This is a genomic window from Pseudomonas putida, from assembly GCF_001976065.1.
Lineage (GTDB): Bacteria > Pseudomonadota > Gammaproteobacteria > Pseudomonadales > Pseudomonadaceae > Aquipseudomonas > Aquipseudomonas serbica.
The window spans coordinates 356,693-381,090 of sequence record NZ_MNAH01000002.1; the positions used below are offsets into that span (position 1 = coordinate 356,693).

Consider the following 24,398-nt stretch of genomic DNA (forward strand, 5'->3'; position numbering starts at 1 on the left):
AATGCCCTCTCATGACTAGGGGAAGCGAGGCAGCACGTAAAGCATAGCGGGCTACCTGTTCACTTGACCTTTGGCGGCATTGAGCGTTCAACTTTTTGTATGGAGATGGCGTTGGGTGTACGCAAACTTTGTAGGAGCCCGGCTTGCCGGCGAAGGCGATCTCAAGTACGCCTTCGCCGGCAAGCCGGGCTCCTACAATGCGCGCAGAAGCATGGCATGGCGTTGTGAAATGGATCTTCTAGAGGCCCTGCTGCAACGCGGGATCATCCGGATTCATCTGTTCCAGCTGGGCCAGCAATATCTGTACGTTTTGCAATTGCCCGCTTTCCTTCCAGTAATTGATCAGCAGCACCCGTGCCCGACGATCGTTCGGGTGGCGCTGGACGATTTCCTGCAGCTGCTTCTGCGCAGCCTCCAGTTCCTCTTCGGCATGGAGCAGGGTAGCCAGGTCGTAGCGGTATTCCCTGTTGTCAGGCTCAAGCTCCACTGCCTTGGACAAACCCAGCAGGGCGAACTCGTTTTGACCGTGATGCAGCAGCCAGAGTCCCAGCGCATGTTGCAGATAGGCCGAATCGGGTTGGGCCTTGAGTTGTTTGGCCAGCAGTTGGCGGGCGGCGTCGGTCTGGCCCAGCTTGTCCAGGACTTCGATCTGCATGACCAGTGCCGGCAGGTTGTCAGGTGCAAGGCGCAAGGTATTTTCGAGGGCCTGCTGGGCCTCCTTGTATTCGGCATTGTGCAGGTACAACCGGGCCAGCTGGTATTGGTTGTCGGCGCTTTCCGGGGAGCTTTTCAGTACCTGTTGCCAGGCATCGATGGCCTGTTCCAGCGGCCCGAAGTACAGGCCCAGATCATCCGGTGACAGCCCAAGCAAGGCGTTGACCGTGGCAAAGCGGACACTCTGCTCGCTGTCATCGAGCAACGGTCCCAGCAACAGGCTGCGCTGGCCGCTAGGCACCAGGCCGCTGATGCTCTTGATCGCCGCGATACGAACCTGCGGCTCCTCATGCTGCAGGTCTGCATCCGCCAGTTTCAGTGCTACGGAACTGGGGTAGTTGGGCAGTTCGGCATGCAGCCAGACTCGCCGCTTGGGCGAAAGGTCCGGACGGGCCAATTGCTGGTAGAGCACCCGCGCGGCCCCCGGCTGGCCATTGCGCGCCGCGGTCAGCGCTTCGCTGTAACCGCGCTTGATCGCTTCGGGCACCACGGGGGCGCTGCTGCGCAGGAGCATCCAGGCAAGGCCGAGGGCAAACAGGACGCAGAGGCTGATGAGCAGATAACGGCGGGACTGGGGCATGCAGAATCCGGAAGCTGGCAGGCTTTGGCAAAGCTGTCAGCTTCGGTCAGGCAGGACCTGGAGTCAAACCCTGACTGCGACACCTGTCCAGACCTTGCCACTGTGACTACGCTTGCTGGAGTGGACTGGACAGGCGGGCCCATGCAAGCGCTGCTGCAATACTTCAAGGCGATGCTCAACCCCGGGCGCGGCGTGCTGCTGTTCGCACTGCGCACCATCGCGGCCGGGCTGTTGACGCTGTACCTGGCGTTTATATTCGATCTCGAGCAGCCCAAGTGGTCGATCATGGCCGTGGTCATCATCAGCCAACCCCTGGGCGGCATGGTGCTGGCGCGCAGTTTCGGCCAGGTCATCGGCACCACCCTGGGGGCGGCGGTGGCCGTGCTGATCATGGCGATCTTCCCCCAGGCGCCGCTGCCTTTCCTCGTCACCTTGTCTCTCTGGCTGGCGCTGTGCACTGCCGGTGGCACCTTGTTGCGCTACACCAGTTCCCAGGCGTTCGTCCTCAGCGGCTACACGGCAGTGGTCGTGGGGTTGCTGGCGGTCCCCGATCCAGACGGTGCCTTCCTGCTGGCTGTGACCCGCGTGACCGAGACGCTCCTGGCCGTAGCCTGCGTCTGCGTCGTCAGCCTGCTGACCGCGCGCCCGGAAGCCGTGGCCAAAGAATATTTCGACAGGATCGATCAGGTGATCAAGCTGCTGGCGAACCATGCCAGCGCCGTCATCCGCACCGAGGAAAGCGAGGCCGACTTCCATCGTCGGCAAATGCAGCTGCTGGGGCAGATCAGTGCGCTGGAGGGGGTACGTCGGCATCTGTATTACGACGCGCCACGCTTGCGCAGTGCCGACGATCTGGTGCAGTTGCTCGGCAACCAACTGGTGCTGCTGACGGCAAGGCTCACTGCGTTGCGCCATCAGCGCGTACTGTTGCTCGAACGCTGGGAGGGCGAGTTACCCGGCGAAATTCGGCAGCTGCTTGACGAAGAATTGGCTTTGCTCGATGAGCTGGGCCGGCAGGGGCGGGCAATGCCCGGCGAGCAGCGGCGCCAGTTTGCTGCGTTGCAACAGCGTTTCGATGCACTGGCTTACCGGTCGGAGCAACTGATTGAGCCCTTGAAGGCCACGTTGCGGTCGCTGTCGTGGTCGTTGCGCTGGGAACAGGCGCGAATGCTTCAGCAACTGGAAACGATCCTGGAATTGAGCGACGTGATCCAGAGCGGGCGCAGGGCGAGTAGTGTTTTTCGCGGCCAGGCCAACCCTTTGCACCTGGATTTCACCCTGGCATCGATGAATGCCATCCGCGCTTACTGCGCACTGATGGTGGCCGGGCTGATATGGATCGAAACCGGATGGGACGGTGCCCGGGGCGGGATGATCGTGGTGGGGATTCTGTGCTCGCTGATGGCGACGTTTCCCAGGCCGCTGCTGGCTGCCCAGAGCTTTGCCCGGGGACTCGGGCTGGCGCTGGTGTTGTCGTCGGTGCTGCAGTTCGCGCTGGTCCCGATGATCAGCAGTTTTGAGTTGTTGGCGCTGCTGCTGGCGCCATTGCTGTATGCGGTTGCGGTGGGGTTGTCCAGCCCGGCGACTACGGGGACGGGGATCGGGTTGGGGCTGATGACGTGTCTGTTGCTAGGTCCGCAAAACATAGGGACAGGGCAAAACAGCGCCATCCAGTGGTTCGAGTTTGCCGGCGCCTACGTGTGCGCCGCCACACTGGCGTTGAGCATCTATGCATTGATCTTCCCCTTCAGGCCTGTGCTGCGGATTCGCCGGTTGTACAAGGAGAACTGTGAGCAGGTCTACGCCTTGCTGAAAACACCGGCCACCGATGAAAACCAGTTTGCCTTCGAGAGTCGCATGGTCGACCGCCTGACCATGATGCTGGGGCTGTTGCCGGCCACCCAGGACCAGCCATCGCGGGACCTGTTCGACGTCAGTCTGGGGTGCATGGCCTTGGGCATCGCCTTGAACCAGCTCCGGCAGCAGGGACAGAACAACGTGCTGTTGAGCCTGCCGACTCAAGAACGGGTGTTAGCCACCGTTCGGCAAACCGGCCGGCTGGTCGCCGGTCGGACCGATATCGACGTCGATCGAGTACTCGACAGCCTGCACGCCTTGGGCGATGAGCTCGACGCGTTGCACTGCAGTGCCCATGAACACCTGTGGTCGGTGTTTCGCATGCGCGTGGCGTTGCTGATCGTGGTGTCGTTCCTGCAGCGCCACCGTCGCCACTTCGAATCAGCCACCTTGCAAGGAGCCCCCGCAATTGCCCATTGATCTGGAAATAGGTGGCGTCTACTTGCCGCCGATCGCCCAGGCGTTACTGCTGGGTGTACCGGTTTTTTTCGTGCTGGACTGGGTCTTGCGGCGCCTCGGCGTGCTGCAGTTCGTCTGGCATGAAGCCTTGTTCGAAGGCGCGTTGTACGCCTGCGTGTGTGCAACGCTGATCCTGTTGATGGGAGCCTGATGCCTTGAAGAAGATCCTTGCCCAACTCTCGACACTGGCAGTGGTGGTGCTGGCCTTCGTACTCGGCTGGTTTGCCTGGGAGCACTACACCCGCGCACCCTGGACGCGGGACGCGCGGGTGCGCGCCGATGTGGTGACCTTGTCCGCCGATGTCAGCGGACGCATCGTCAATCTTGCCGTACGCGATAACCAGCACGTGGAGAAGGGCCAGTTGCTGCTGGAAATCGATCCCTCGCGCTATGCGCTGGCGGTGGAACACGGCAAGCGCGCAGTGGAAGTGGCGAAGGCGTCACTGGGGCAGTCGCAAGCGACCATTGTCGCCAGCCAGGCGTTGCTCAAGCAGCGGCAAAGCGAGGAACGCCGGCGGCGGACCCTCAAGGAACGTTCGGCGATCTCCGGCGAAGAGTGGGAAAAAGCCAGTACCGATGTCGCTGTGGCCGAGGCCGATCTGCTGCGCAACCAGGCTAACCTGGGATTTGCCCAGGCCAACGTGCAACTGGCGAGCGCCGCATTGGCCGAGGCCGAACACGACCTGGAACGCACACGGGTCCAATCGCCAATCAGCGGCTACGTCACCAACCTGCTGACCCGCCAGGGCGACTACGCCACTGCGGGCGGTCCTCTTGTGGCGCTGGTGGACAGCGATTCGTTTTATGTCAGCGGCTACTTCGAAGAAACCAAGCTGCCGCGCATCGCCGAGGGTGATCGGGTCGACATCCAGTTGATGAGCGGCGAACGTTTCGCTGGCACCGTGCAAAGCATCGCCTTCGCCATTGCCGACCGGGAAAACCTACCGGGTGGACGCTTGCTGGCGAACATCAACCCCAGCTACACCTGGGTCAAGCTGGCGCAACGGGTGCCGGTGCGGATCAGAATCGACGATGACTATGCCGCTAAAGACAAACTGCGCGCGGGGACAACGGCCACCGTCACCGTCCAGGAACACCGCTAACCCTGTAGGAGCTGGCTTGCCAGCGAAAGCGCTCTAACAGCCGCCATTGCTGCCGACTGACCCACCGCATTCGCTGGCAAGCCAGCGCCTACAGTTAATCGGCGTCGTACACAAAATCCGTGCCTGGCAAAGCCCCCCTGTAGGAGCTGGCTTGCCAGCGAAAGCGGTCTGACATCCGCCATTGCTGTCGACTGCCTCGGCGCCTTCGCTGGCAAGCCAGCGCCTACAGTTAATCGGCGTCATACACAAAATCCGTGCCTGGCAAAGCCCCCTGTAGGAGCTGGCTTGCCAGCGAAAGCGCTCTAACAGCCGCCATTGCTGCCGACTGACCCACCGCATTCGCTGGCAAGCCAGCGCCTACAGTTAATCGGCGTCRTACACAAAATCCGTGCCTGGCAAAGCCCCYCTGTAGGAGCTGGCTTGCCAGCGAAAGCGGTCTRACAGCCGCCATYGMTGYCGACTGMCYCGGCGCCTTCGCTGGCAAGCCAGCKCCTACAGTTAATCGGCGTCRTACACMAAATCCGTGCCTGGCAAAGWCCYCTGTAGGAGCTGGCTTGCCAGCGAAAGCGGTCTGACAGCYGCCATTGMTGYCGACTGACCCRSCGCMTTCGCTGGCAAGCCAGCKCCTACAGTTAATCGGCGTCRTACACCAAATCCGTGCCTGGCAAAGATCCTCTGTAGGMGCTGGCTGCCAGCGAAAGCGGTCTAACAGTCGCCATCGATGCCGACTGACCCGGCGCCTTCGCTGGCAAGCCAGCTCCTACAGTTAATCGGCGTCGTACACCAAATCCATGTCTGGCAAAGCCCCCCTGTAGGAGCTGGCTTGCCAGCGAAAGCGGTCTRACAGCYGCCATTGMTGTCGACTGACCCACCGCCTTCGCTGGCAAGCCAGCTCCTACAGTTAATCGGCGTCGTACACAAATCCGTGCTTGGCAAAGCCCTCTGTAGGAGCTGGCTTGCCAGCGAAAGCGGTCTAACAGCCGCCATTGCTGTCGACTGCCTCGGCGCCTTCGCTGGCAAGCCAGCGCCTACAGTTTATCGGCGTCGTACACAACATCCGTGCCTGGCAAAGACCGCCTGTAGGAGCTGGCTTGCCAGCGAAAGCGGTCTGACATCCGCCATTGCTGCAGACTGACCCACCGCCTTCGCTGGCAAGCCAGCGCCTACAGTTAATCGGTGTCGTACACAACATCCGTGCCTGGCAAAGACCCCGTGTAGGCGCTGGCTTGCCAGCGATGTAGTTCAACGCTGACGCGGGAAGCCTGGCACCTCGCGGCGCCCTTGGTTTTTTCGCCGGCAAGCCGGCTCCTACAGGATTACGTGTGCATTTTGAGTTACATATCATCCAGCAGGCGCTGCCGCAGGTTCGGGCCGAGTTCGGACGATCTTTTGATCTTGCTTCGGCTTACCAGATCGGCAACGTATAGCTGACGATCAGGCGGTTTTCATCCAGGTCGCTGCCGAAGTTGGTGGAGCGAACCGTCGCGTTACGCCATTTCACCCCGACATTTTTCAGCGGCCCGCTCTGTACGACGTAACCAATGTCGGTATCGCGTTCCCATTCCTTGCCTTYGGGACGGTTGCTGCCCAGGTCAAYGTTGTCGCCGGTGAGGTAGCGGGTCATGAAGGTCAGGCCAGGCACGCCCATGGCCGCGAAGTTGTAGTCGTAGCGTGCCTGCCAGGATTGTTCGTCCTTGCTGGCGAAGTCGCCGATCTGCACGAAGTTCACCAGGAACGCATCGGCACCGTTGATGTAGGCGAAACCGGTGTCGCCGCTCATGCCCTGGTAGCCCAGGCCCAAGGCATGGCCGCCGAGGCTGTAGGTGAACATGGCACCGATCGCGTTGTTGTCGACATTGCTGCCGCCATCGTCGGTAGAGCGGGCGTAACGCAGGTCGGTCTTCAAGGACTGGCCGGCGGTCACGGGCAGTACGTAGGTCAGGTTGACCATGTGCTGGTCGTAGAAGTTGTCGAGGTGGCCGTAGGCGTAGCCGGTGGTGAGGTTGCCGGTCCACTTGTAGTTCAGGCTGGCGAAATCGAAGCKGTCGCTGCCCACCTGGCGGCTGGTGATGCCCTTGGCGCCGGTGCGGGTGATGCCCATGTCCTCATAGTTCGAGGAGTCGCGCTGGTTGACCTGGGTCAGCCGCCCGGCATCCACGGTCAGGCCTTCGATTTCCAGCGAGGTCAACTGACCGCCTTCGAAGGTTTGCGGCAGCAGCCGTGAGTCGTTGGCCAATACCGTCGGCAGCTTGGGCAGCAGCGTGCCGAGCTTGAGCGTGCTTTTGGAGGCGCGCAGCTTGGCGGTCAGGCCCAGTTCGCCGTATTCGTCCTGGGCACCCTTGCGTGTGTCGCTGTGGCGTTTGAGCAGGCCGGAACCGGCGCGATCGGGGCTGGAGTCGAGTTTTACGCCGAGCAGGCCGATGGCGTCGAAACCGACGCCGACCAGACCTTCGGTAAAGCCAGACTCATAGCGCAGGAGGAAACCCTGGGCCCATTCCTCCTGTTTCGATTGCGCGGCGTTGGCCTGGCGAAAGTCACGGTTGAAGTAGAAATTGCGCAGTTCCAGGTTGGCCTTGCTGTCCTTGATAAAGTCAGCGCAAGCGGGCGCGGTAAGGCTGATGACGCCGCCGGCCAACAGGAGACGGGTAGCGAGAGTGCGAGTGCTGCGGTCCATGGTGAAGCCCCTTGGTTTTTATTTTTGAAATGACGGGCACAGCAGACCCTGCCGCGGTGGCAAGGGTCCGGGAAATAAAAACCGCGACGCCGAAAGAGAGGAGCGGGCGCCGCGGCGGTTCAATCGTCAGAACTGTTCGGCGGTCAGGCCATACAGCGAAGCGCTGCCAGCACGAATGGCTTGCTCCAGGCTCAGGATGCGCGGCAACAGGCGCTGGATGTAAAAGTCGGCGGTGGCGATTTTCGCGCCGTAGAAACTGTCGTCTTCGCTGCGTTTTTGCCCGGCAACCTGCGCCATGCGCGCCCAGAGCCAGGCGTAGGCGACGTAGCCGAACAGGTGCAAGTACTCCACCGAGGCGGCGCCGATTTCGTTGCGGTTCGAGGCGGCCCGATCCTGCAGCCAGTCGCTGATGTCTTCCAGCCGCTGCACGGCATCGAGCAGCTGCGTGGCATAGGGTGCAGCGGGCTGGGCGGCGAAGCGGCGGATCTCGCCGGTGAACTGGCGCAGCGCGGCCCCTTTGTCGGCGAGCACTTTGCGCCCCAGCAGGTCCAGCGCCTGGATGCCGTTGGTGCCTTCGTAGATCTGCGCGATGCGCACATCGCGGACCAATTGTTCCTGGCCCCATTCGCGGATGTAGCCATGGCCGCCGAACACCTGCTGGCCGTTGATGCAGCTTTCCAGGCCGGTGTCGGTGAAAAACGCCTTGGCCACCGGCGTCAGCAGCGCCACCAGGACCTGCGCGCTATCGCGCTCGCTGGCGTCATCGGAAAATTTCGCCAGGTCCAGTTGTTGCCCGACATAACTGGCGAACGCGCGACCCCCTTCGGTCATGGCCTTCATGCCGAGCAGCATGCGGCGCACGTCGGGGTGGACAATGATCGGGTCGGCGAGCTTGTCCGGAGCCACGGCGCCTGTCGGCGAGCGGCTCTGGATGCGTTCGCGGGCGTAGGCCACGGCGCTCTGGTAGGACGCTTCGGCGCAGCCGATGCCCTGGATGCCGATGGACAGGCGTTCATAGTTCATCATGGTGAACATCGCCGCCAGGCCTTTGTTTTCCTCGCCAACCAGCCAGCCGCTGGCGCCGTCGAAGTTCATCACGCAGGTCGCCGAGGCCTTGATGCCCATCTTGTGCTCGATCGAACCGCAACCCACGGCGTTGGCGGCGCCCAAAGAGCCGTCGGGATTGACCAGCACCTTGGGCACGACAAACAGCGAAATGCCTTTCGGGCCCGCCGGCGCATCCGGCAGTTTGGCCAGCACCAGGTGCACGATGTTCTCGGTCAGGTCCTGATCGCCGCCGGTGATGAAAATCTTGCTGCCGGTGATGCTGTAGCTGCCGTCCGCCCGGGGTTCGGCGCGGGTGCGGATGAGCCCCAGGTCGGTGCCGGCGTGGGCTTCGGTCAGGCACATGGAGCCAGCCCAGCGGCCTTCATACATCGGTGGCAGATAGAGGTTTTTCAGAGACTCGCTGGCGTGGGCATCCAACGCCAGGCAGGCGCCGGAACTCAACGCCGAATACAGCGCAAAACTCGAGTTGGCGCCGTAAAGCATCTCTTCGAATTGCACCGCAAGCATTTTTGGCATGCCCATGCCACCGAATTCGGCGTTGCCGGACAGCCCCACCCAACCGCCTTCGATGTAGGTGGCGTAGGCCTGCTTGAAACCGCTGGGCGTGGTGACTCGCCCGTCATGCCACTGCGCGCCTTCTTCGTCACCGCTGCGATTGAGAGGTGCGATCAGGTGCGAAGTGACTTTTGCCGCCTCCTCAAGAATGGCGTCCGCGGTATCGGCGTCGACGCTGTCGGCCAAGGCCGGCAGGCGCGCCCACAGGGCCGGGGCGTCAAAGACTTCATGCAGGACAAAGCGCAGGTCGCGCAGCGGGGCTTTGAATTCGGGCATAACGTGAACCTCAAAAGGACGGGTGTGCGATGGACACGGCACGCATCGGCGGGCCGTGTCCCGTCAATCAATGGCTGCTAGCGCTGGCGGCACCCAGACCGGTCTGGGCGCGCACGAACTGGTCGGCGTAGGCGTCACGCTCCTTCTCGGCGCGCACGCTGCGATCGAGCCGAGAAACCACGACAATCACCAGGAACGCCAGCGGCATGGAAAACAGGGCAGGGTGGTCGTACGGGAAGATGGCGTGGGCATGACCGAGCACGGTCACCCAGACCGCAGGCGAGAGGATCACCAGCACCAGTGCGCAGATCAGGCCGGCGAAGCCGCCGATGATCGCGCCCTTGGTGGTCAGGCCTTTCCAGTACATGGCCATGATCAGCACCGGGAAGTTGGTCGAGGCGGCGATGCCGAAGGTCAGGCCCACCAGGAACGCGACGTTCATCTTTTCGAACAGGATCCCCAGCAGGATCGCGATGATCCCCAGGCCCACGGTCGCCATGCGCGTCACGCGCATTTCCTGTTTCTCGCTGGCCTTGCCTTTCTTGAGCACGGTGGCGTAGAGATCGTGGGAAATCGCCGAAGCGCCGGCCAGCGCCAGCCCGGAGACCACCGCCAGGATGGTGGCGAACGCCACAGCCGCGAGGAAACCGAAGAACAGGTTGCCGCCGACCGCCTTGGCCAGGTGCATGGCAACCATGTTGCCGCCGCCGATCAGGGCACCGCCGACTTCACCGTTGACGTAATACTGCGGATCGGTACCGATGATCACCATCGCGGCGAAGCCGAGGGTGCAGACCACGAGGAAGAAGAAACCGATGAAGCCGGTGGCATAGAACATCGACTTGCGGGCTTCCTTGGCATTGGGCACGGTGAAAAAGCGCATCAGGATGTGCGGCAGGCCGGCGATGCCGAACACCAGGCCCAACGACATCGAGGCGGTGTTGATCGGGTCGGCGAGCATCGAGCCCGGGCCCATGATGTTCCAGCCACTGGCGTGGGCCTGGACGGCCTTGGCGGCCAGGGTCTCGTAGCTGAAACCGAACTGCGACATGGCCATGACCGCGAGCGTGGTACCGCCGGCCAGCAACAGCACGGCCTTGATGATCTGTACCCAGGTGGTTGCGATCATGCCGCCGAAGATCACGTAGACCAGCATCAACGCACCGACGATCACCACGGCTACCGGGTAGTCGAGGCCAAACAGCAGCTTGATCAACTGACCCGCACCCACCATCTGCACGATCAGGTAGCAGCACACCACGGTCAACGAGCCGAAGGCCGCGAAGATCCGCACCTTGTTCTGGTCCAGTCGATAGGAAACGATGTCGGCGAAGGTATAGCGTCCCAGGTTGCGCAGACGCTCGGCCATCAGGAAGGTGATGATCGGCCAGCCGACGAAAAAACCAATGGTATAGATGAAGCCATCGTAGCCCTTGGCGAACACCAGGCTGGACAACCCCAGCAGGGTGGCCGCGGACATGTAGTCACCGGCAATCGCCAGGCCGTTCTGGAACCCGGTGATGCCACCGCCCGCCGTGTAGAAGTCGGAGGTGGATTTGGTCTGGCGAGCAGCCCACCAGGTGATGGCCAGCGTGCCCAGCACGAAGACGAAGAACATGCCGATGGCATTCAGGTTCAGCGGTTGTTTTTCCACCACGCCCAGCGCCGGCGCGGCAAGGGCGACGGAAAACGGCAACAGGCCGGCGGCGGCGAGGGCAAGCGTACGGAACAGGTTCATCACTTGCTCTCCTCGAGAATGGCGGCGCCCAGTGCGTCGAAGCGGGTGTTGGCGCTGTACACGTACCAGCCGGTCAACAACCAGGAAAACAGGATGATCGCCGCGCCCACCGGCATCCCCAGCGTCAACATGCGATGTTCCCCAAGCGGTGCATGCAGCCACTGCGGGGCAAAGGCCACCACCAGCATGAACAGGTAATAGATGCCCAGCACCGCGGCGCTCAACGACCAGGCCAGGCGCGAGCGGCTGCTCACCAGTTGCAGGAATTTCGGATTGCCGCGAATGCGTTCGCAGCGCTGAGTGTCGGTTGAATGGATGTCGGTCATCGCTAGCTCCACTTTGTTTTTGTTATCGGTCAGTGGGGGCCCGGCAGGCTAATTCGGCGTGCACGAGCCCGAAGCGGCAGGTCAAATACCTGCCGCCAGGGGGTACAACGTAGTGTTCGGTTAGAGCGCCTTGGCCCGGTCGCGCAGCACGTACTTCTGCACCTTGCCGGTGGACGTCTTCGGCAACAGGGTGAAGATCACGGTGCGCGGTACCTTGAATCCGGCCAGGTGTTCACGACAGAAACTGATGATGTCGGCTTCGCGAACGTCCTGGTGATCGGCCTTCAAGGTCACGAAGGCGCAGGGCGTTTCGCCCCATTTTTCATCGGGCCGGGCGACCACGGCCGCTTCCATGACGCCCGGGTGGCGGTAGAGCACGCCCTCGAGCTCGATGGTGGAGATGTTCTCGCCGCCGGAGATGATGATGTCCTTGAGCCGGTCCTTGATCTCGACGTAACCGTCGGGATGACAGACCGCCAGGTCGCCGGTGTGGAACCAGCCGCCTTCGAACGCTTCGGCGGTGGCGGTCGGGTTCTTCAGGTAGCCCTTCATCACAGTGTTGCCGCGCATGAAGATCTCGCCGATGGTCTGGCCATCACGCGGGGTGGGCTCCAGCGTCGTCGAGTCGCCGACCATCACGCCTTCGAGCGTGGTGTAGCGCACGCCCTGGCGGGACTTGATCTGTGCCCGTTCGTCCAGGGGCAGTTCATCCCATTCGGCGTGCCAGGCGCACAACGTCACCGGGCCATAGGTTTCGGTCAGGCCGTAGACGTGAGTGACCTTGATGCCCATCTCTTCCACGGCGCCGATCACTTTGGCCGGCGGCGCGGCGCCGGCGACCATGGCGTTGACCGGGTGATCGATGGCCGCTTTCGCCGACTCCGGCATGTTCACCAGGGCATTGAGCACGATCGGCGCGCCGCACAAGTGAGTGATCTGGTGCTCGCGGATCAAGGTGAGGATTTTCTGCGGGTCGACCCGCCGCAGGAACACGTGCACCCCGGCCATGGCGGTAATGGTCCAGGGGTAGCACCAGCCGTTGCAATGGAACATCGGCAGGGTCCAGAGGTACACCGGATGGTTGCCCATGGCCCAGGTCATCTGGTTGCCCAGGGCGTTCAGGTAGGCGCCGCGGTGGTGATAGACCACGCCCTTGGGGTTGCCGGTGGTACCGGAGGTGTAGTTCAGCGAGATGGCTTGCCACTCATCCGTCGGCCATTGCCAGGCGAAGGCAGGATCACCTTCGGCCAGCAGCGCTTCGTAGTCCAGGTCGCTGACGGCCTGGCCTTCGCCGTATTCCGGGTCATTGACGTCGATCACCAGGGGCGGGTGATCCAGCATGCCGATGGCCGCGTGAATCACGCTGTGGAACTCGCGGTCGGTAATCAGCACCTTGGCTTCGCCGTGTTGCAGCATGAAGGCGATGGCCTCGGCATCCAGGCGCACGTTGAGCGGGTTGAGCACGGCGCCGATCATAGGCACGCCGAAATGCACTTCCAGCATCTCGGGAATGTTGGGCAGCATCACCGCCACCGTGTCGTCCTTGCCGATACCGCGACCGGCCAGCGCCGAGGCCAGGCGCCGGCAACGGGTGTAGGTCTGGGCCCAGGTGCGGCGGATCGAGCCGTGGATGACGGCGGGATAATCCGGGTATACGTTGGCGGTGCGCTCGATGAAGCTGAGCGGGGACAGGGCAATATGGTTGACAGCCGAAGGGGCTAGCCCTTGTTCATAGATCGACATGTACGGGTACTCGGTGGCTGATTGTTAGCTCTATAGGTGCCCTGGCGGTGTACGCGCCGGGGACGCCTTTTGTGTCCGGAGTACTTTATATAACATCCAGTCATTGGTATGGAAGTACAACCTACGCAGTATAGTAGTTATACTATATTCGCTTCTTGCGACGCCAAATCCAATGCCGCGAAACTTCCAGGACCGGTATATGCTTGGTTTTCTTGACAAAGTGGACCCGCAATGACCCTGACTCCCGTTCGACTACACAGCTGGTTGCGCCTGCAACGCGAAGGCGTGTCCCTGGCTGCCCGGGCCGATGCCTTGTGTCATGCCCTGCAGGATTGCCCGGAAGTGCGGCGGGCGGTGTACCTGAGCTGGCAGCCCAATGCGCGGATCTACAGCCATGAGGGGGCGGCCCAACATTTCCCGCCTGGGCTTGGCGATCCGGCGCTGGCAAGTGACCAGTTGTTGTTTGAGCAACTGACCGAGGCCGGGCGCCTGGATCTGGCGCAAGTGCGCCAACTGGATTGCTGGCTGTCCGGCCGCCTGCGCCGAGCTGCCATCAGTCATGGCCAGGTGTTCGACCTGGCCCTGCAGCCGGGTCAGGCAGGATTGCTGCTGGTGGAAGTGTGCGAGGGTGTAAGTCTTGACTGGCTTGGCTGGGTGCGGGATTTGTTGACGACGCTGTTGAGCAGCGTCAGCGGCATGCTGCGCGGCTCGCCGATGCTGGGCCACGATCCACAACCGAGCCTGTTGCTCGATGCACAGGGGCGCCCGCTGGAGTTCAATGCGGCGTTGTTGGCATTGCTGGCCGAGAAGCCATTGGCCGATGTGCCGGGCTTCCTGCCGGTCAATCATCGGGTGCTGGTGCGCGCCTGCCTGGATCAGCAACGGGCCATCGAAGGCGTCGAGGCCCAGTTCGAATCGCAGATCCTGATCTGGACATTCATTCCAGACCCACAGGATAACCGCGTGCTTGCCCGTTGCCGCGATGCCACGAGCCAGGTCCTGGCAGAACGTGAAGCGGCCACGGCACGTCGGCTGTATCGGCTGATCATCGAGAACACCACCGACCTGATTTCCCGCCACACCCCCGACGGGCGCTTCCTCGATGCATCGCCCGCGTCCTGGACATTGCTCGGCTACTGGCCCGAAGAGTTGCGCGGGCAAATGGCCCAGGGACTGTTTCATGGCCAGGAGCTCGCCGGCCTGATGCAGCGTGCACGGGATGCACTGGAACAGGACGGCTACCATACGATGACCTATCGCATCCGCCATCGCGACGGGCATTACCTGTGGTTCGAAACCGCCAGCCGGGCTATCCGCGAAACGTACACGGGAACGGTGGTCGAAGTGGTCAGCGTATCCCGGGACATCACGGCCCGGGTGCTCGCCGAGGAGAACAAGCGACGCCTGGCCGAAGTGGTCGAGGCCAACATCGATCCGGTGTTGTTCATCGCCCCCGAGGGGCAGGTCACTTACCTCAATCCCGCCGCGTGCCGCATCCTCGGGATCGAAGAGCAGCAACCGATGCCGGCCCTGGCCGATCTGTTCGCCAGCGGCGATCTTGCGCGCCTGCAACGCGATGGCTGGAGCAGTGCCGAGCGCGACGGCGTCTGGAGCACCGATGCACGTTTGTTACCACCGGGCGGCGGTACATCCGTGCCGGTGTCGCTGGTGTTGCTGGCGCACCGGTCCGCCGGCGGCGAGCGTTATTACTCGCTGGTCGCGCGGGACATGACCGAACGGGAACTGCGCGAAGCACAACAGCGCCGCCATCAGGACGAACTGGCACATACCGCGCGGTTGGTCACCTTGGGTGAACTGGCCTCGGGTATCGCCCACGAAATCAACCAGCCGCTGGCTGCCGTGGTGAACTATGCCAATGCCAGCCAACGCTATCTGCAGACACTGGGCTCCAATCCCCAGGCCGCCGTCAGAGTGGCGCAAGGCCTGGAACGCATTACCTATCACGCCACCCACGCCTCCGAAGTGATCCGCCGGTTACGCTCGTTTTTGCGCAAGGGGCAGCGTCGCATGCAGGCGTTGAACTTGAGCGAGGTCGCCCGCGAAGCCGTGCGCTTGTGTGCCTGGGAGGCCAGTAATTGCCAAGTGACAATCGAGGATCGACTGCCGGATAATCTGCCACCCGTTTATGCCGACCGCGTGTTGCTGGAACAGGTGCTGCTCAATCTGTTGCGCAATGCCATCGACGCCAACCGCGAACAGCATCCAGGGCAGCCTTCGCTGATCGTGATGGCAGTGGAGCAGGGCAGTGGCGCCAGCGTGGACATCAGTGTGCAAGACCAGGGGCCGGGCGTCAGCGAGCCCGAACTCGAGCAGATATTTACCCCGTTCTATACCAGCAAGCCCGATGGCCTGGGGCTCGGGTTGTCCATGAGCCGCAGCATCATCGAAGGGTTTGGTGGCGAACTCAATGCCCGACGACAGCCTGTCGGGCTGCTGATGTGTTGCCGATTGCCGCTTGCCGGCGCAAAAAAACAACAACAGGAATGACGTAATGGCAGGTGTGGCGGAGCACGTGGTGTATGTGGTCGACGATGACCAGGGGATGCTCGATTCAACGGTCTGGTTATTGGAATCGGTGGGCCTCAAGGCCCTGCCGTTTACCAGCGGTGTCGCTTTTCTGGAGGCCTGCGATGCCAGTCTGGACGCCTGCGTGCTGCTTGACGTTCGCATGCCCGGCATGGGTGGGCTGAATGTGCAGGAAGAAATGCGCGTTCGCCAACTGGATCTGCCCATCATCTTCGTCAGCGGGCACGCCGATGTGCCAATCGTAGTGCGTGCATTCAAGGCGGGTGCGCATGATTTCATCGAGAAGCCGTATAACGAGCAGTTGCTGCTGGACAGCGTGCAACAGGCGCTGGGCAATTGCGCCGCGCAACGCTGCGGCAATCAGGGCCAGGAGGCGTTGCAGGCCCGTTTGCTCACGCTGACGCCGCGAGAGCGCGACGTCATGTTGCCCTTGGTGCAGGGCTACACCACCCGCGAAATCGCCGAGCAACTGGGGGTCAGCGCCAAAACCGTCGACCTGTATCGCTCCCGCGTGATGAAGCGCATGCAGGCCAGCACGCTGCCGGACCTGGTGGGCATGGCGATCGCGGCCAACATGGTGGATCCACTTAAGCTGCGTTGATCCTTCACGTTGTCAATTGTGCGTCTATGCTGGGCTAACCGGTTTTCCTTCCGAGTGAACTGTCAGGAGACGTCCATGGTGCCCATGCCGCTGTCAGAGAAGGCCTTGTCCCGCGGGTTGCTAGATATCTTTATCCGCGCCGGGCTGATTGTCGTGCTGGTGCTGTTCTGCTTTGAGATTTTCCGTCCGTTTCGCGACCTGATGCTGTGGTCGATCATCCTGGCCATCACCCTCTACCCTTTGCAGCAGAAGCTCAGGGGGCCGATGGGAGAAAAGGACGGGCGCATTGCGACGCTGATCGTGCTGGTGGCCATCGCCATCCTCATGGTGCCGATCTATCTGTTGGGCACCTCGATAGCCGACTCGGTCGAAAACGCCATGACCGTGGTTCGCGACGAAGGCATCCGCATTCCGCCCCCGGCTGATTCCGTCGCTACCTGGCCCCTGGTAGGTAAACAGGTGTCGGCGCTGTGGACGCAAGCGGCCACCGACCTTCCCGGCCTGACGGCCAAGTACATACCGCAAATCAAGGACGCCAGCCTGATGATGCTGGGCAAGGTGGCCGGCGTCGGCATGGGTTTGTTGATGTTCATTGTCGCGCTGATCATTGCCGGGATCTTCATGGCCTATGGCGAAGCGGGTAGCCGCGCCTCGGTGCAGATCGCCTCGCGGATCAGTGGACCGGAGAAAGGCCCCCAGGTCGCAGCCCTGTGTACCGCCACCATCCGTGCCGTGGCGCTCGGGGTGGTCGGCATCGCGTTCATCCAGATGCTGCTGGTGGGCCTCGGGTTCGTGTTCAAGGGTGTTCCCGGTGCCGGGTTGCTGGCCTTGGCGGTGCTGCTGCTGGGCATCATGCAGTTGCCGGCAACCTTGATAACCGTGCCGGTCATTGCCTATGTCATGGCTACCGAAGGGCCCAACACCGTGACCATCATCTTCTCCATCTATGTCTTCGTCGCGGGCCTGGTGGACAACGTGCTCAAGCCATTGCTGCTGGGGCGCGGGGTCGATGTGCCGATGCCGGTGGTATTGATCGGTGCCTTGGGCGGCATGGTCACTGGCGGCATTCTTGGCTTGTTCATTGGCCCGGTGGTGCTGGCGGTGGGGTATCAGTTGTTCTGGCAGTGGGTGCAGGACCCGCCGCCCGTGGCGCAAGAACGGCTGTAAAGAGGATCGAACAGGGATCGGCGCACCATCGGCCGGTTCCTCGTTCAGAATCCGAGGTAACAGCAGTAGATCAGGGCCAGTGCGGCGGCGACACCAAAGGCGCCCAGCGCCTTGATGGTCAACGGATGCGTGGACACGGGGTTGATCATGCGCTGCAGGCGGGGGTCGGAACAGGCCACCGGTTGATAGCGTCCGCGCATGATTGCCAGGTAGGTGTAGCGCAACCCGATCAACAGGAACAGGCTCGCCAGGCTGAGGAGCAGGGTGGCAAATGTCGTCGGTCCGGCCACCGCATTCCCGTGCTCATCTTCGCAGGCCGCACTGTCGACTTGCGCGACGCTGATTTGCCCATGATCGGTCGAAGGCCGTGCGCCTTCATTGAGCAGTTTGGCCTGTTGCACCAGGTCCAGGGTCTGATATTGCCAAAGTGTGTTTGATCCTTCCCGGCAATAGGTGAACGTCCCGGGGCTGGAGGCGGCGACGATGCACGCGTCGTCGATCCCACGCTTTTTAAGGGTTTCCATGGCTGATCTACTGAAGTCCAGGTCGAGCACAGGAGAAATCCCTGTGGCTGACACCGCGCCCGAGACCAGCAGACTCCCCACAACACCGATAGTTGAAGTTTTCAAGGCTGGATTTCCTGGTTTTTATTGGCTTTTTTGTCAGGGACGCGGAGCTTGGATGAACCTGCCAGTAGTGGAGTCTAGAACGCGTTAGTCACTTTGATAAGCATGCGCATTTAAAAAATTGACCTGACCAAGTTATTCGCAGTCATCGGCAACGGCTTTCTCGGCACGCTGGATTTCCTGCTTCATGTCGGTGGTGATGCGCTGCTCCTTGCGTTCCTGGCCGAGGAACTTCTGCTCGCCCCGGGACTTGACCTCGGCATCTTCAGCATGGATCTGTTTTTCGATGGCGGCAGAATGCTGATCGATCACCGCATCGACCTCGGCTACGTTTTTCGCAGTATCCAACGCCTGCACCAGTTTGCCCGCTTCGGCCTTTTCGGCTTCGGCGTAGGCCTCGACCGACATCCCGGCAGCCAGTGCCCGGGCCTGAACTTCCAGGTCCTTGAGGTGCTGGCGCGCTAATGTACAGACCGCTTCCTGGCGCTGGCTCTGGAGCTCTTTCCAGGTGATCAATCCATAGACAGCGGTACCGATGACGACAATGGTTACAGCGACCCCCAGTAGCTTGGCTTTCACATTCCATCCCCTCAAGTGGCCAGCGAAACAGCCTTTGGCATGATTCCCGAATCCATTCGGGGGAATGAAAAGCGTAGCAGACTGGGTGGCACTCCAGTGCCATCTGGTTAGCAAGAAAGGCTTTGCAGGACAAAGTTCGCGCTCACGCGCGGTTACTTTCGCTTGACTGGTTGGCGGCGCACCAGCGGTTTCGTCCTTGTCGTTTCGCCGCATAAAGCAGGACGTCAGCGGCTTTGATCAAGGTGGCCGGTGTCACGTCATCGACGCTCGGCCGGCTGGTGGTGATACCCGCACTGGCCGTGACCCTGCCCAAGGGATGGGCGCGGTGCTCGATGTCCATTGATCGAATGGCTTGCAGAATTTCTTCAGCGACCTGTGCTGCGCCTGCACCATCGGTATTGGGGAGCAGCACCGTGAATTCCTCGCCACCGTACCTGACGGCCAGGTCGCCGGGTCTTTTGACCGCCTGCCGGATCGCTGCGCCTACTGCGCCCAGGCAGTCATCGCCGGCGGCGTGGCCATAGCTGTCGTTGTAGCGTTTGAAGAAATCGACATCGAGCATGATCAGCGACAGCGCAGATCCCTGGCGTTTAGCGAGACGAATCTCTTCCAGCAGCGCAGTATCCAGGCGTCGACGATTGCCCAGGCCGGTCAGGCTGTCGGTCAGCGCCATGTCGCGCATGGACTGGTGAGCGTGACGCAGCTTTCTCTCCGTCACCATTCTCTGGCGCAATTGAGTCAGCACGATGAGCCCGAACACCGCAAGCACACCAATCAGCACCACCAGCACCCACCCTGTCTTGAGCAGGTCACGGCGCCAGGGGGCGATGATGGACTCACGGGAAAGTCCGGCTTCAACCACAAGCGGGTAGGTGGTCAAGGCCCGATAGCCGTACAGGCGCTCGGTGTCGTCCACGACGGCCTTGACCTCGGCGATGCCCTGGTTGGCGTTGGGTAGATAACGCTTGAAAATCTCGCTGTCTGCCAGGCTCTTTCCGACCACCGATTCAATGAAAGGACGCCGCACCAGGATGGTTCCGCTGCGCGTGGCCAGCACCAGGGCGCCCTTGTCATCGATCTTGAAGTCGCCGTAATAGTCGACGAAGTAGCTGACCTTGATGGTTCCCAGCAGCACGCCGGCGAAGGTGCCATCCGGATTATCCAGGCGCCGGGAGATAGGGATGATCAGGTCGTTGGTGGATCTACTGGTAACCACTTCGCCGATGCGCACGTTTTTATCCTCGTGCGTGCGGTGATATTGGAAGTAATCGCGGTCGGCGTTATTCACGAGCTCTGGCGTGGCGTCCTTGTCCGTGACTATCCATTGCCCGTCAGGGCCGTAGATGAACAGGCCGTGCAGCTGCGGCATGATTTTCGATTGCTGGACCAGCAGTTTGTGAATACGCGGGACGTCGATGTTCTGCAACCCGTCGCCTTCGACCCGCTCCCCAAGTGCGGCAGTCAGTACATCCACTTGCCGAATGGCATCCTCGGCGTGCTGCGCCGTGGCTCGCGCCAGGTTGGTCACGGAGTCGCGGGCTGAGGCGAAGGCAGCCCGATAGTCACGCCACGTCCGCCAACCCTCGACCGCGAGAAACGCCAGGATCACCACCAGCATGAAGCTCACGGTGAGTCGGAAGACCGCTCCAGCTCGCAGCGTTTTCGCAGGGACGGTTTCAATGTCGCCATCGACCATGGGCGGTGGCGGCTTGCGTCCGGGCATCAACAACTCCTTGTGCCAGCTATCCTGCGCTATACAAGACCGACGAATGACAGGATAACCAGGACGATCACGACGGCACCAACGATGTAGATGATATTGTTCATGACGATCACCTCTGTATCTCAAGGGTTTGCGACACCAGGGTGTCTAGTACAAGTGACCCTGCAGTCGCTCTTGCGTTCCGCAAGCCGGTACCATCAGGCCTCGCGATCGTCATGGATGTGCGTCTGGGTTCGTTGGTAGATGTGGTTGACCATCGCGAAGAAGAGGCCCGTCGATAACCCGCACATGAGGATGCCGGTCAGGCCTTCGATTGGCGCGAGCAATCGCCATGGCGTTGCCAGCACCACCTCGCCATAGCCAATCGTTGCGTAGGTGACTGCCGAGAAGTAGAGCGCCGTTTCGAGATCGGGCAGACATTGCTGCCACAGGTAAAACGCTGCCCAGAACGAAATTTCCACCAGATGGAGCAAGATCAGGTAAACCGCTACCCAGGCCAACCTCCAACTGATGGCCCAGAGTCGCGTCGCAGACTTCCTGCGATGCAGAACCCTGAGCATCAGCGCGATACCGACGGCATGTACGATCACAGTACCGGCCGCCAGTCCCCAAGCGAAAAGGATATTTGAAGGCATCGGTGTTCCTCCGTCCAGATCGACCAGGCACCCGAGAGATGCAGCGCAGGGGGTGCCGCTTGACTCTAGTCGATGGACGGCAAGGCCACCAGCATGTCTCTTCGCACCTCGCGGATATTCGACATCGGCCATGTCGGCGAGCCAGGTGGTGACCTGCAGTAGCTGTTGCCGGGATGAACCGGCTTGCTCGCCATCGCCGGCAGGCCGGCGCCCACAGTAGAACGGGTACAGCCGCGACAGATTGGGTTAAATTCAATCATCTCGACGTGATTGCCAATCCAGGTGGGTAGTAAAGATCTTGGCTCAACATTCTGCGTTCTCGCCCTGGCTGGCGTTGCTGCTTCTGTGCCTTGCACTTGAAGCGCCAGCCCAGGCCAGCGACTGTCCGGCTGGCGAAAAGCAGGTCTGCCTGGACGGCTGTATCTGCCTGCCGGACCTGTGGCAGTTGCCGGACGACATCTACCAGATCGCCGCACCGGCCCTGGCGCTATGGCTGACCCAGGCCCGCGCTGAAGCCGCCATCGCCGGCACCCAACCGATTCCACCGCACATCCGCGAGCAACTGCTGCGCTGGTACGACCCCGGCGTCCTCGATGCCGCGCGCTACAAGGTCAGCGACAACGGCCAGTTCACGGCTGCCACCGCCATGCTGCAAAACCCCGATGTCGGCGCTGTGACGCTGATCGACATTATCCTCTTTCGCGACGCTGAAACCGCAGAACAGAACGTCGCGCTCTGGGCCCACGAATTGAAGCATGTGCAGCAGTACCAGGATTGGGGGGTGGAAGGATTTGCCCAGCGCTATAGCCAGGACTTCAATGCCGTGGAAGCGCCGGCTTATGCCATACAGGCCGAAGTCAGGCGCTCGGTGCGGGATCAGCAACAGGCGTTGCCTTGAACGATCGCAGCCTGCGGCAGCTCCTGCAGGGATCGCGTCAATCTTCCCCTGCGAGCGTGACTCGTGGGTCCATCAACCTGTCCCACAACAAACAACGCCAACACGGTCATACCCCATGCACCCGTTACGACAAAGCCTGCACAACGAACTGCACGCGCGCCCGTCACTGTATTTCGATGAACCGGCCCACGTGTTTCACCTGGCTTTTCTCGGCAGCGAACAGGTGTGCAATGCGTTTCTTCAGGACTGCAGCCTGGCCGCCCTCGATCTGAATGCCGCCCAAGGCATTACCCAACTCGGCGGCCACGCGCTGAAATGGGAGCGCCATGCCGAGTTTTTCACCCTGACCCTGGTGGTCACTTCATCCAGCGACGAGTTGTCCTGGACGGCGCTGCCCGAAGTGTTGGCGCAGAAAATCCACACGCATTTGCCAGGGCTGATCAACTCAGTGCAGATCGTGGTGCGTGGCGAAGCGCAGCTGGATCTGACCCGCTACGGCTTCAAGGACCCTTGCGGTTCCTGTGTGGGCGGTGGCGATGCGGTGGTCTGGAGCGATTTTCGGATCAGTGAGGATGGCAGCAACCACATACTCTTCGTCAACCGGCGCCTGAATGCGTACCGCCAGGGCCGGATGATCCGCCGCCTGCTGGAAATCGAGACCTACCGGATGATGGCCTCGTTGACACTGACCATGGCTAAAGACTTGAGCGGCCAGCTCGATGTCTTTGACAAGACGTTGGTGACACTGTCCGAACGAAACGCCCACCCCGATGGCAGTAATGCCAAAGCCCTGCTGGCGGATATCTCCAGCCTGTCTGCCCAGGTGGTCAGCAGTACCGCGAAAACCCGCCACCGCTTCAGTGCCACCCAGGCCTATGCCCAATTGGTGTTCGAACGCCTGGGCGAATTGCGAGAAAGTCACGTGGGTGATTGCCAGCGCCTTGGCGTGTTCATCGAGCGCCGCTTCAAACCCACCGTCAGGTATTGCACCGCCACCGAGCAGCGACTGGAGCATCTGGCCGAAAGCGTGGCCAACCTGGGGGATCTGTTGCAGGCACGGGTCCAGGTCGAAATGGAAGAACAGAACTCGGAAATTCTCAAGAGCCTGAACGCCCGCGCCGACGCGCAGATCAAGATCCAGCGCGCCGTGGAAGGCCTGTCGATCATTGCCATCAGCTACTACTTGCTCAGTCTGCTCAAGCTCGGTTACTCAGGCATGCACGTGCTCGGCGTCGGGCTCACCCCGCGCGAAGCGCTGTTGGTCATGGCGCCCCTCGCGATCGGGATACTGGCGTGGATCATCCTCCATATCAGGAAAGTCAAAGAGCACTGAAGTACCTGAAGGTCCCCGGGCCAGGTGCGCCTCCCTTATGTCCGATTGGATAAACGAGGTATCTTGAAAGTCATCTGAACAAGCGCGCCATGTGCAAGTCGCTTGAGGGGCAGAGGCAGAACGCCTTTGCGTATCGGGTTGGGGTGATATAAAAATTCATTTTGCGTACACCCATTACATCTGGAGTTCGGCGTGGGACAGGCAGTCACTGATTCGTATTCGTCAGCTGCTGGGGGGATCAGGTGGGAAGCCCATGCCTGCCTTCCGTTGCTTCCCAACCAGGACCTGTCTGCGCTCCTTCGCTATCAGGAAGCTGGATTTCACCATGTTTCGCTAAACGTCGGCATGGACATGACACCCTTTTCTACGGTGATGCAGGTCATTGCGGGCTTCAGGAACCGGATCGCTCATCACTCGGAAAGACTGGTGTTGGTGGGTAATGTCGCTGACATCCAGCGTGCACGGCAGCAAGGAAAGTTGGCGGTGTCGTTTGATCTGGAAGGCTCGAACATGCTTCTGCAGGATCCCGCGATGGTCGCGTTGTTCGCTTCCCTTGGGGTCAAGCAGATACTGCTGGCCTATAACCGGGACAATAGCTGCGCAGGTGGTTGTCACGGCGCGGATTTCGGACTTTCTTGCGTTGGACGTGACATTGTGGCGGCGATAAACACCGCTGGCGTGATCATGGACTGCTCACATACCAGCAAGCGTTCCAGCCTTGAAATCATGCAATTGTCCCGGCGCCCGGTGGTTTTTTCCCATACCAATGTCAAAGCCGTGTTTGATCATCCACGGACTGTCGATGACGAACAGATACTGGCCTGCGCCGCCACAGGCGGGGTTATCGGCTTGACGGGACTGGGAATATTTCTGGGTGACCCTGAGGCGTCCGTGATGGCTTTTGTGCGCCAGATTGACTATTTGGCGGAACGCGTTGGTACAGCCCATATTGGCCTGGGCCTTGATACCGAACTCTGTCCAGGTGTGAACGACCTGCCTGCAGGCGAAAATGAAGAAGCCTGGTGGCCGAAGGCGTTCTATGGGGGCGTGAGCGCACAAACCCAGCTACAACCTGAAAAATTGCCAGAGATCGCGCAGGCACTCGAGCGGCTTGGCTATCAAGACTCTGACATCAACGCGATATTCGGCGATAACTTCATGCGGGTCGCCGAAGCCACCTGGCAGTAAGCCTGAAC

At 61.3% G+C, this 24,398-nt stretch carries 19 protein-coding genes; 9 read left to right on the top strand and 10 right to left on the bottom strand.

Annotated elements, in window-relative coordinates; all coding sequences use genetic code 11:
* Positions 1 to 238: 238 nt before the first annotated feature.
* Entirely contained in the window at positions 239 to 1,294 is a 1,056-nt protein-coding gene (locus BKX96_RS08260; protein ID WP_046819976.1) for a tetratricopeptide repeat protein, read from the bottom strand.
* Positions 1,295 to 1,435: 141 nt separating this feature from the next.
* Between BKX96_RS08260 and BKX96_RS08265 the strand changes: the two genes are divergently transcribed.
* Genes BKX96_RS08265 through BKX96_RS08275 form a run of 3 tightly spaced genes read left to right on the top strand, consistent with a single transcriptional unit; the run spans position 1,436 to position 4,713 of the window.
* A complete protein-coding gene (locus BKX96_RS08265; RefSeq protein WP_077183336.1) occupies positions 1,436 to 3,571 on the top strand; it encodes an FUSC family protein in 2,136 nt (711 codons plus the stop codon).
* Positions 3,561 to 3,761, top strand: a complete 201-nt coding sequence (locus tag BKX96_RS08270; protein WP_046819974.1) for a DUF1656 domain-containing protein — start codon at positions 3,561 to 3,563, stop codon at positions 3,759 to 3,761. The genes BKX96_RS08265 and BKX96_RS08270 overlap by 11 nt, the downstream gene beginning before the upstream one ends.
* A 4-nt stretch (positions 3,762 to 3,765) precedes the next feature.
* Complete coding sequence (locus tag BKX96_RS08275; RefSeq protein ID WP_046819973.1) at positions 3,766 to 4,713, top strand: HlyD family secretion protein; 948 nt, start codon at positions 3,766 to 3,768, stop codon at positions 4,711 to 4,713.
* A 1,405-nt stretch (positions 4,714 to 6,118) separates the two neighbouring features.
* Here the strand turns inward: BKX96_RS08275 and BKX96_RS08280 are convergent.
* From BKX96_RS08280 to BKX96_RS08300, 5 genes are all read right to left on the bottom strand, one after another.
* Complete coding sequence (locus BKX96_RS08280) at positions 6,119 to 7,387, bottom strand: OprD family porin (protein ID WP_077183337.1); 1,269 nt, start codon at positions 7,385 to 7,387, stop codon at positions 6,119 to 6,121.
* A gap of 126 nt (positions 7,388 to 7,513) precedes the next feature.
* A complete protein-coding gene (locus BKX96_RS08285) occupies positions 7,514 to 9,286 on the bottom strand; it encodes an acyl-CoA dehydrogenase C-terminal domain-containing protein (RefSeq protein ID WP_077183338.1) in 1,773 nt (590 codons plus the stop codon).
* A gap of 67 nt (positions 9,287 to 9,353) precedes the next feature.
* A complete protein-coding gene (locus BKX96_RS08290; protein WP_077183339.1) occupies positions 9,354 to 11,024 on the bottom strand; it encodes a cation acetate symporter in 1,671 nt (556 codons plus the stop codon).
* Positions 11,024 to 11,350 (bottom strand): DUF485 domain-containing protein, encoded by a 327-nt coding sequence (locus BKX96_RS08295; RefSeq protein ID WP_077183340.1) that lies wholly within the window; start codon positions 11,348 to 11,350, stop codon positions 11,024 to 11,026. The genes BKX96_RS08290 and BKX96_RS08295 overlap by 1 nt, the downstream gene beginning before the upstream one ends.
* 120 nt (positions 11,351 to 11,470) lie before the next feature.
* A complete protein-coding gene (locus BKX96_RS08300) occupies positions 11,471 to 13,093 on the bottom strand; it encodes an acyl-CoA synthetase (protein WP_077183341.1) in 1,623 nt (540 codons plus the stop codon).
* Between the two features lie 231 nt (positions 13,094 to 13,324).
* Between BKX96_RS08300 and BKX96_RS08305 the strand changes: the two genes are divergently transcribed.
* The 3 genes from BKX96_RS08305 (at position 13,325) to BKX96_RS08315 (ending at position 17,408) form a co-directional block, all read left to right on the top strand.
* Positions 13,325 to 15,601 carry a PAS domain-containing sensor histidine kinase gene (locus tag BKX96_RS08305; RefSeq protein WP_077183342.1) on the top strand — a complete coding sequence of 759 codons (2,277 nt, stop codon included), beginning with the start codon at positions 13,325 to 13,327 and terminating at the stop codon, positions 15,599 to 15,601.
* A gap of 4 nt (positions 15,602 to 15,605) precedes the next feature.
* Positions 15,606 to 16,241: a response regulator transcription factor gene (locus BKX96_RS08310; RefSeq protein ID WP_046819297.1), complete on the top strand. Its 636-nt coding sequence runs from the start codon at positions 15,606 to 15,608 to the stop codon at positions 16,239 to 16,241.
* 75 nt (positions 16,242 to 16,316) lie between these two features.
* Positions 16,317 to 17,408 (top strand): AI-2E family transporter, encoded by a 1,092-nt coding sequence (locus BKX96_RS08315; protein WP_046819296.1) that lies wholly within the window; start codon positions 16,317 to 16,319, stop codon positions 17,406 to 17,408.
* Between the two features lie 44 nt (positions 17,409 to 17,452).
* On the opposite strand, the gene BKX96_RS08320 is transcribed toward BKX96_RS08315, so the two are convergent.
* From BKX96_RS08320 to BKX96_RS08335, 4 genes are all read right to left on the bottom strand, one after another.
* Complete coding sequence (locus BKX96_RS08320; RefSeq protein ID WP_046819295.1) at positions 17,453 to 18,037, bottom strand: hypothetical protein; 585 nt, start codon at positions 18,035 to 18,037, stop codon at positions 17,453 to 17,455.
* Positions 18,038 to 18,169: 132 nt separating this feature from the next.
* Positions 18,170 to 18,613, bottom strand: a complete 444-nt coding sequence (locus BKX96_RS08325) for a hypothetical protein (RefSeq protein ID WP_080957073.1) — start codon at positions 18,611 to 18,613, stop codon at positions 18,170 to 18,172.
* Between the two features lie 142 nt (positions 18,614 to 18,755).
* Positions 18,756 to 20,336, bottom strand: a complete 1,581-nt coding sequence (locus BKX96_RS08330; RefSeq protein ID WP_077183343.1) for a sensor domain-containing diguanylate cyclase — start codon at positions 20,334 to 20,336, stop codon at positions 18,756 to 18,758.
* 197 nt (positions 20,337 to 20,533) lie between these two features.
* Positions 20,534 to 20,971, bottom strand: coding sequence for a potassium channel family protein (locus tag BKX96_RS08335; RefSeq protein ID WP_077183344.1), 438 nt, complete (start codon positions 20,969 to 20,971; stop codon positions 20,534 to 20,536).
* A gap of 298 nt (positions 20,972 to 21,269) precedes the next feature.
* Here BKX96_RS08335 and BKX96_RS08340 point away from each other — a divergent pair, with 298 nt between their 5' ends.
* The 3 genes from BKX96_RS08340 to BKX96_RS08350 all read left to right on the top strand — a co-directional run bounded on the left by BKX96_RS08340 (position 21,270) and on the right by BKX96_RS08350 (position 24,390).
* Entirely contained in the window at positions 21,270 to 21,869 is a 600-nt protein-coding gene (locus tag BKX96_RS08340; RefSeq protein WP_046819292.1) for an eCIS core domain-containing protein, read from the top strand.
* A 115-nt stretch (positions 21,870 to 21,984) separates the two neighbouring features.
* Positions 21,985 to 23,202, top strand: a complete 1,218-nt coding sequence (locus BKX96_RS08345; RefSeq protein WP_077183345.1) for a DUF3422 domain-containing protein — start codon at positions 21,985 to 21,987, stop codon at positions 23,200 to 23,202.
* Positions 23,203 to 23,394: 192 nt separating this feature from the next.
* A complete protein-coding gene (locus BKX96_RS08350) occupies positions 23,395 to 24,390 on the top strand; it encodes a membrane dipeptidase (RefSeq protein ID WP_082240467.1) in 996 nt (331 codons plus the stop codon).
* Positions 24,391 to 24,398: the final 8 nt, after the last annotated feature.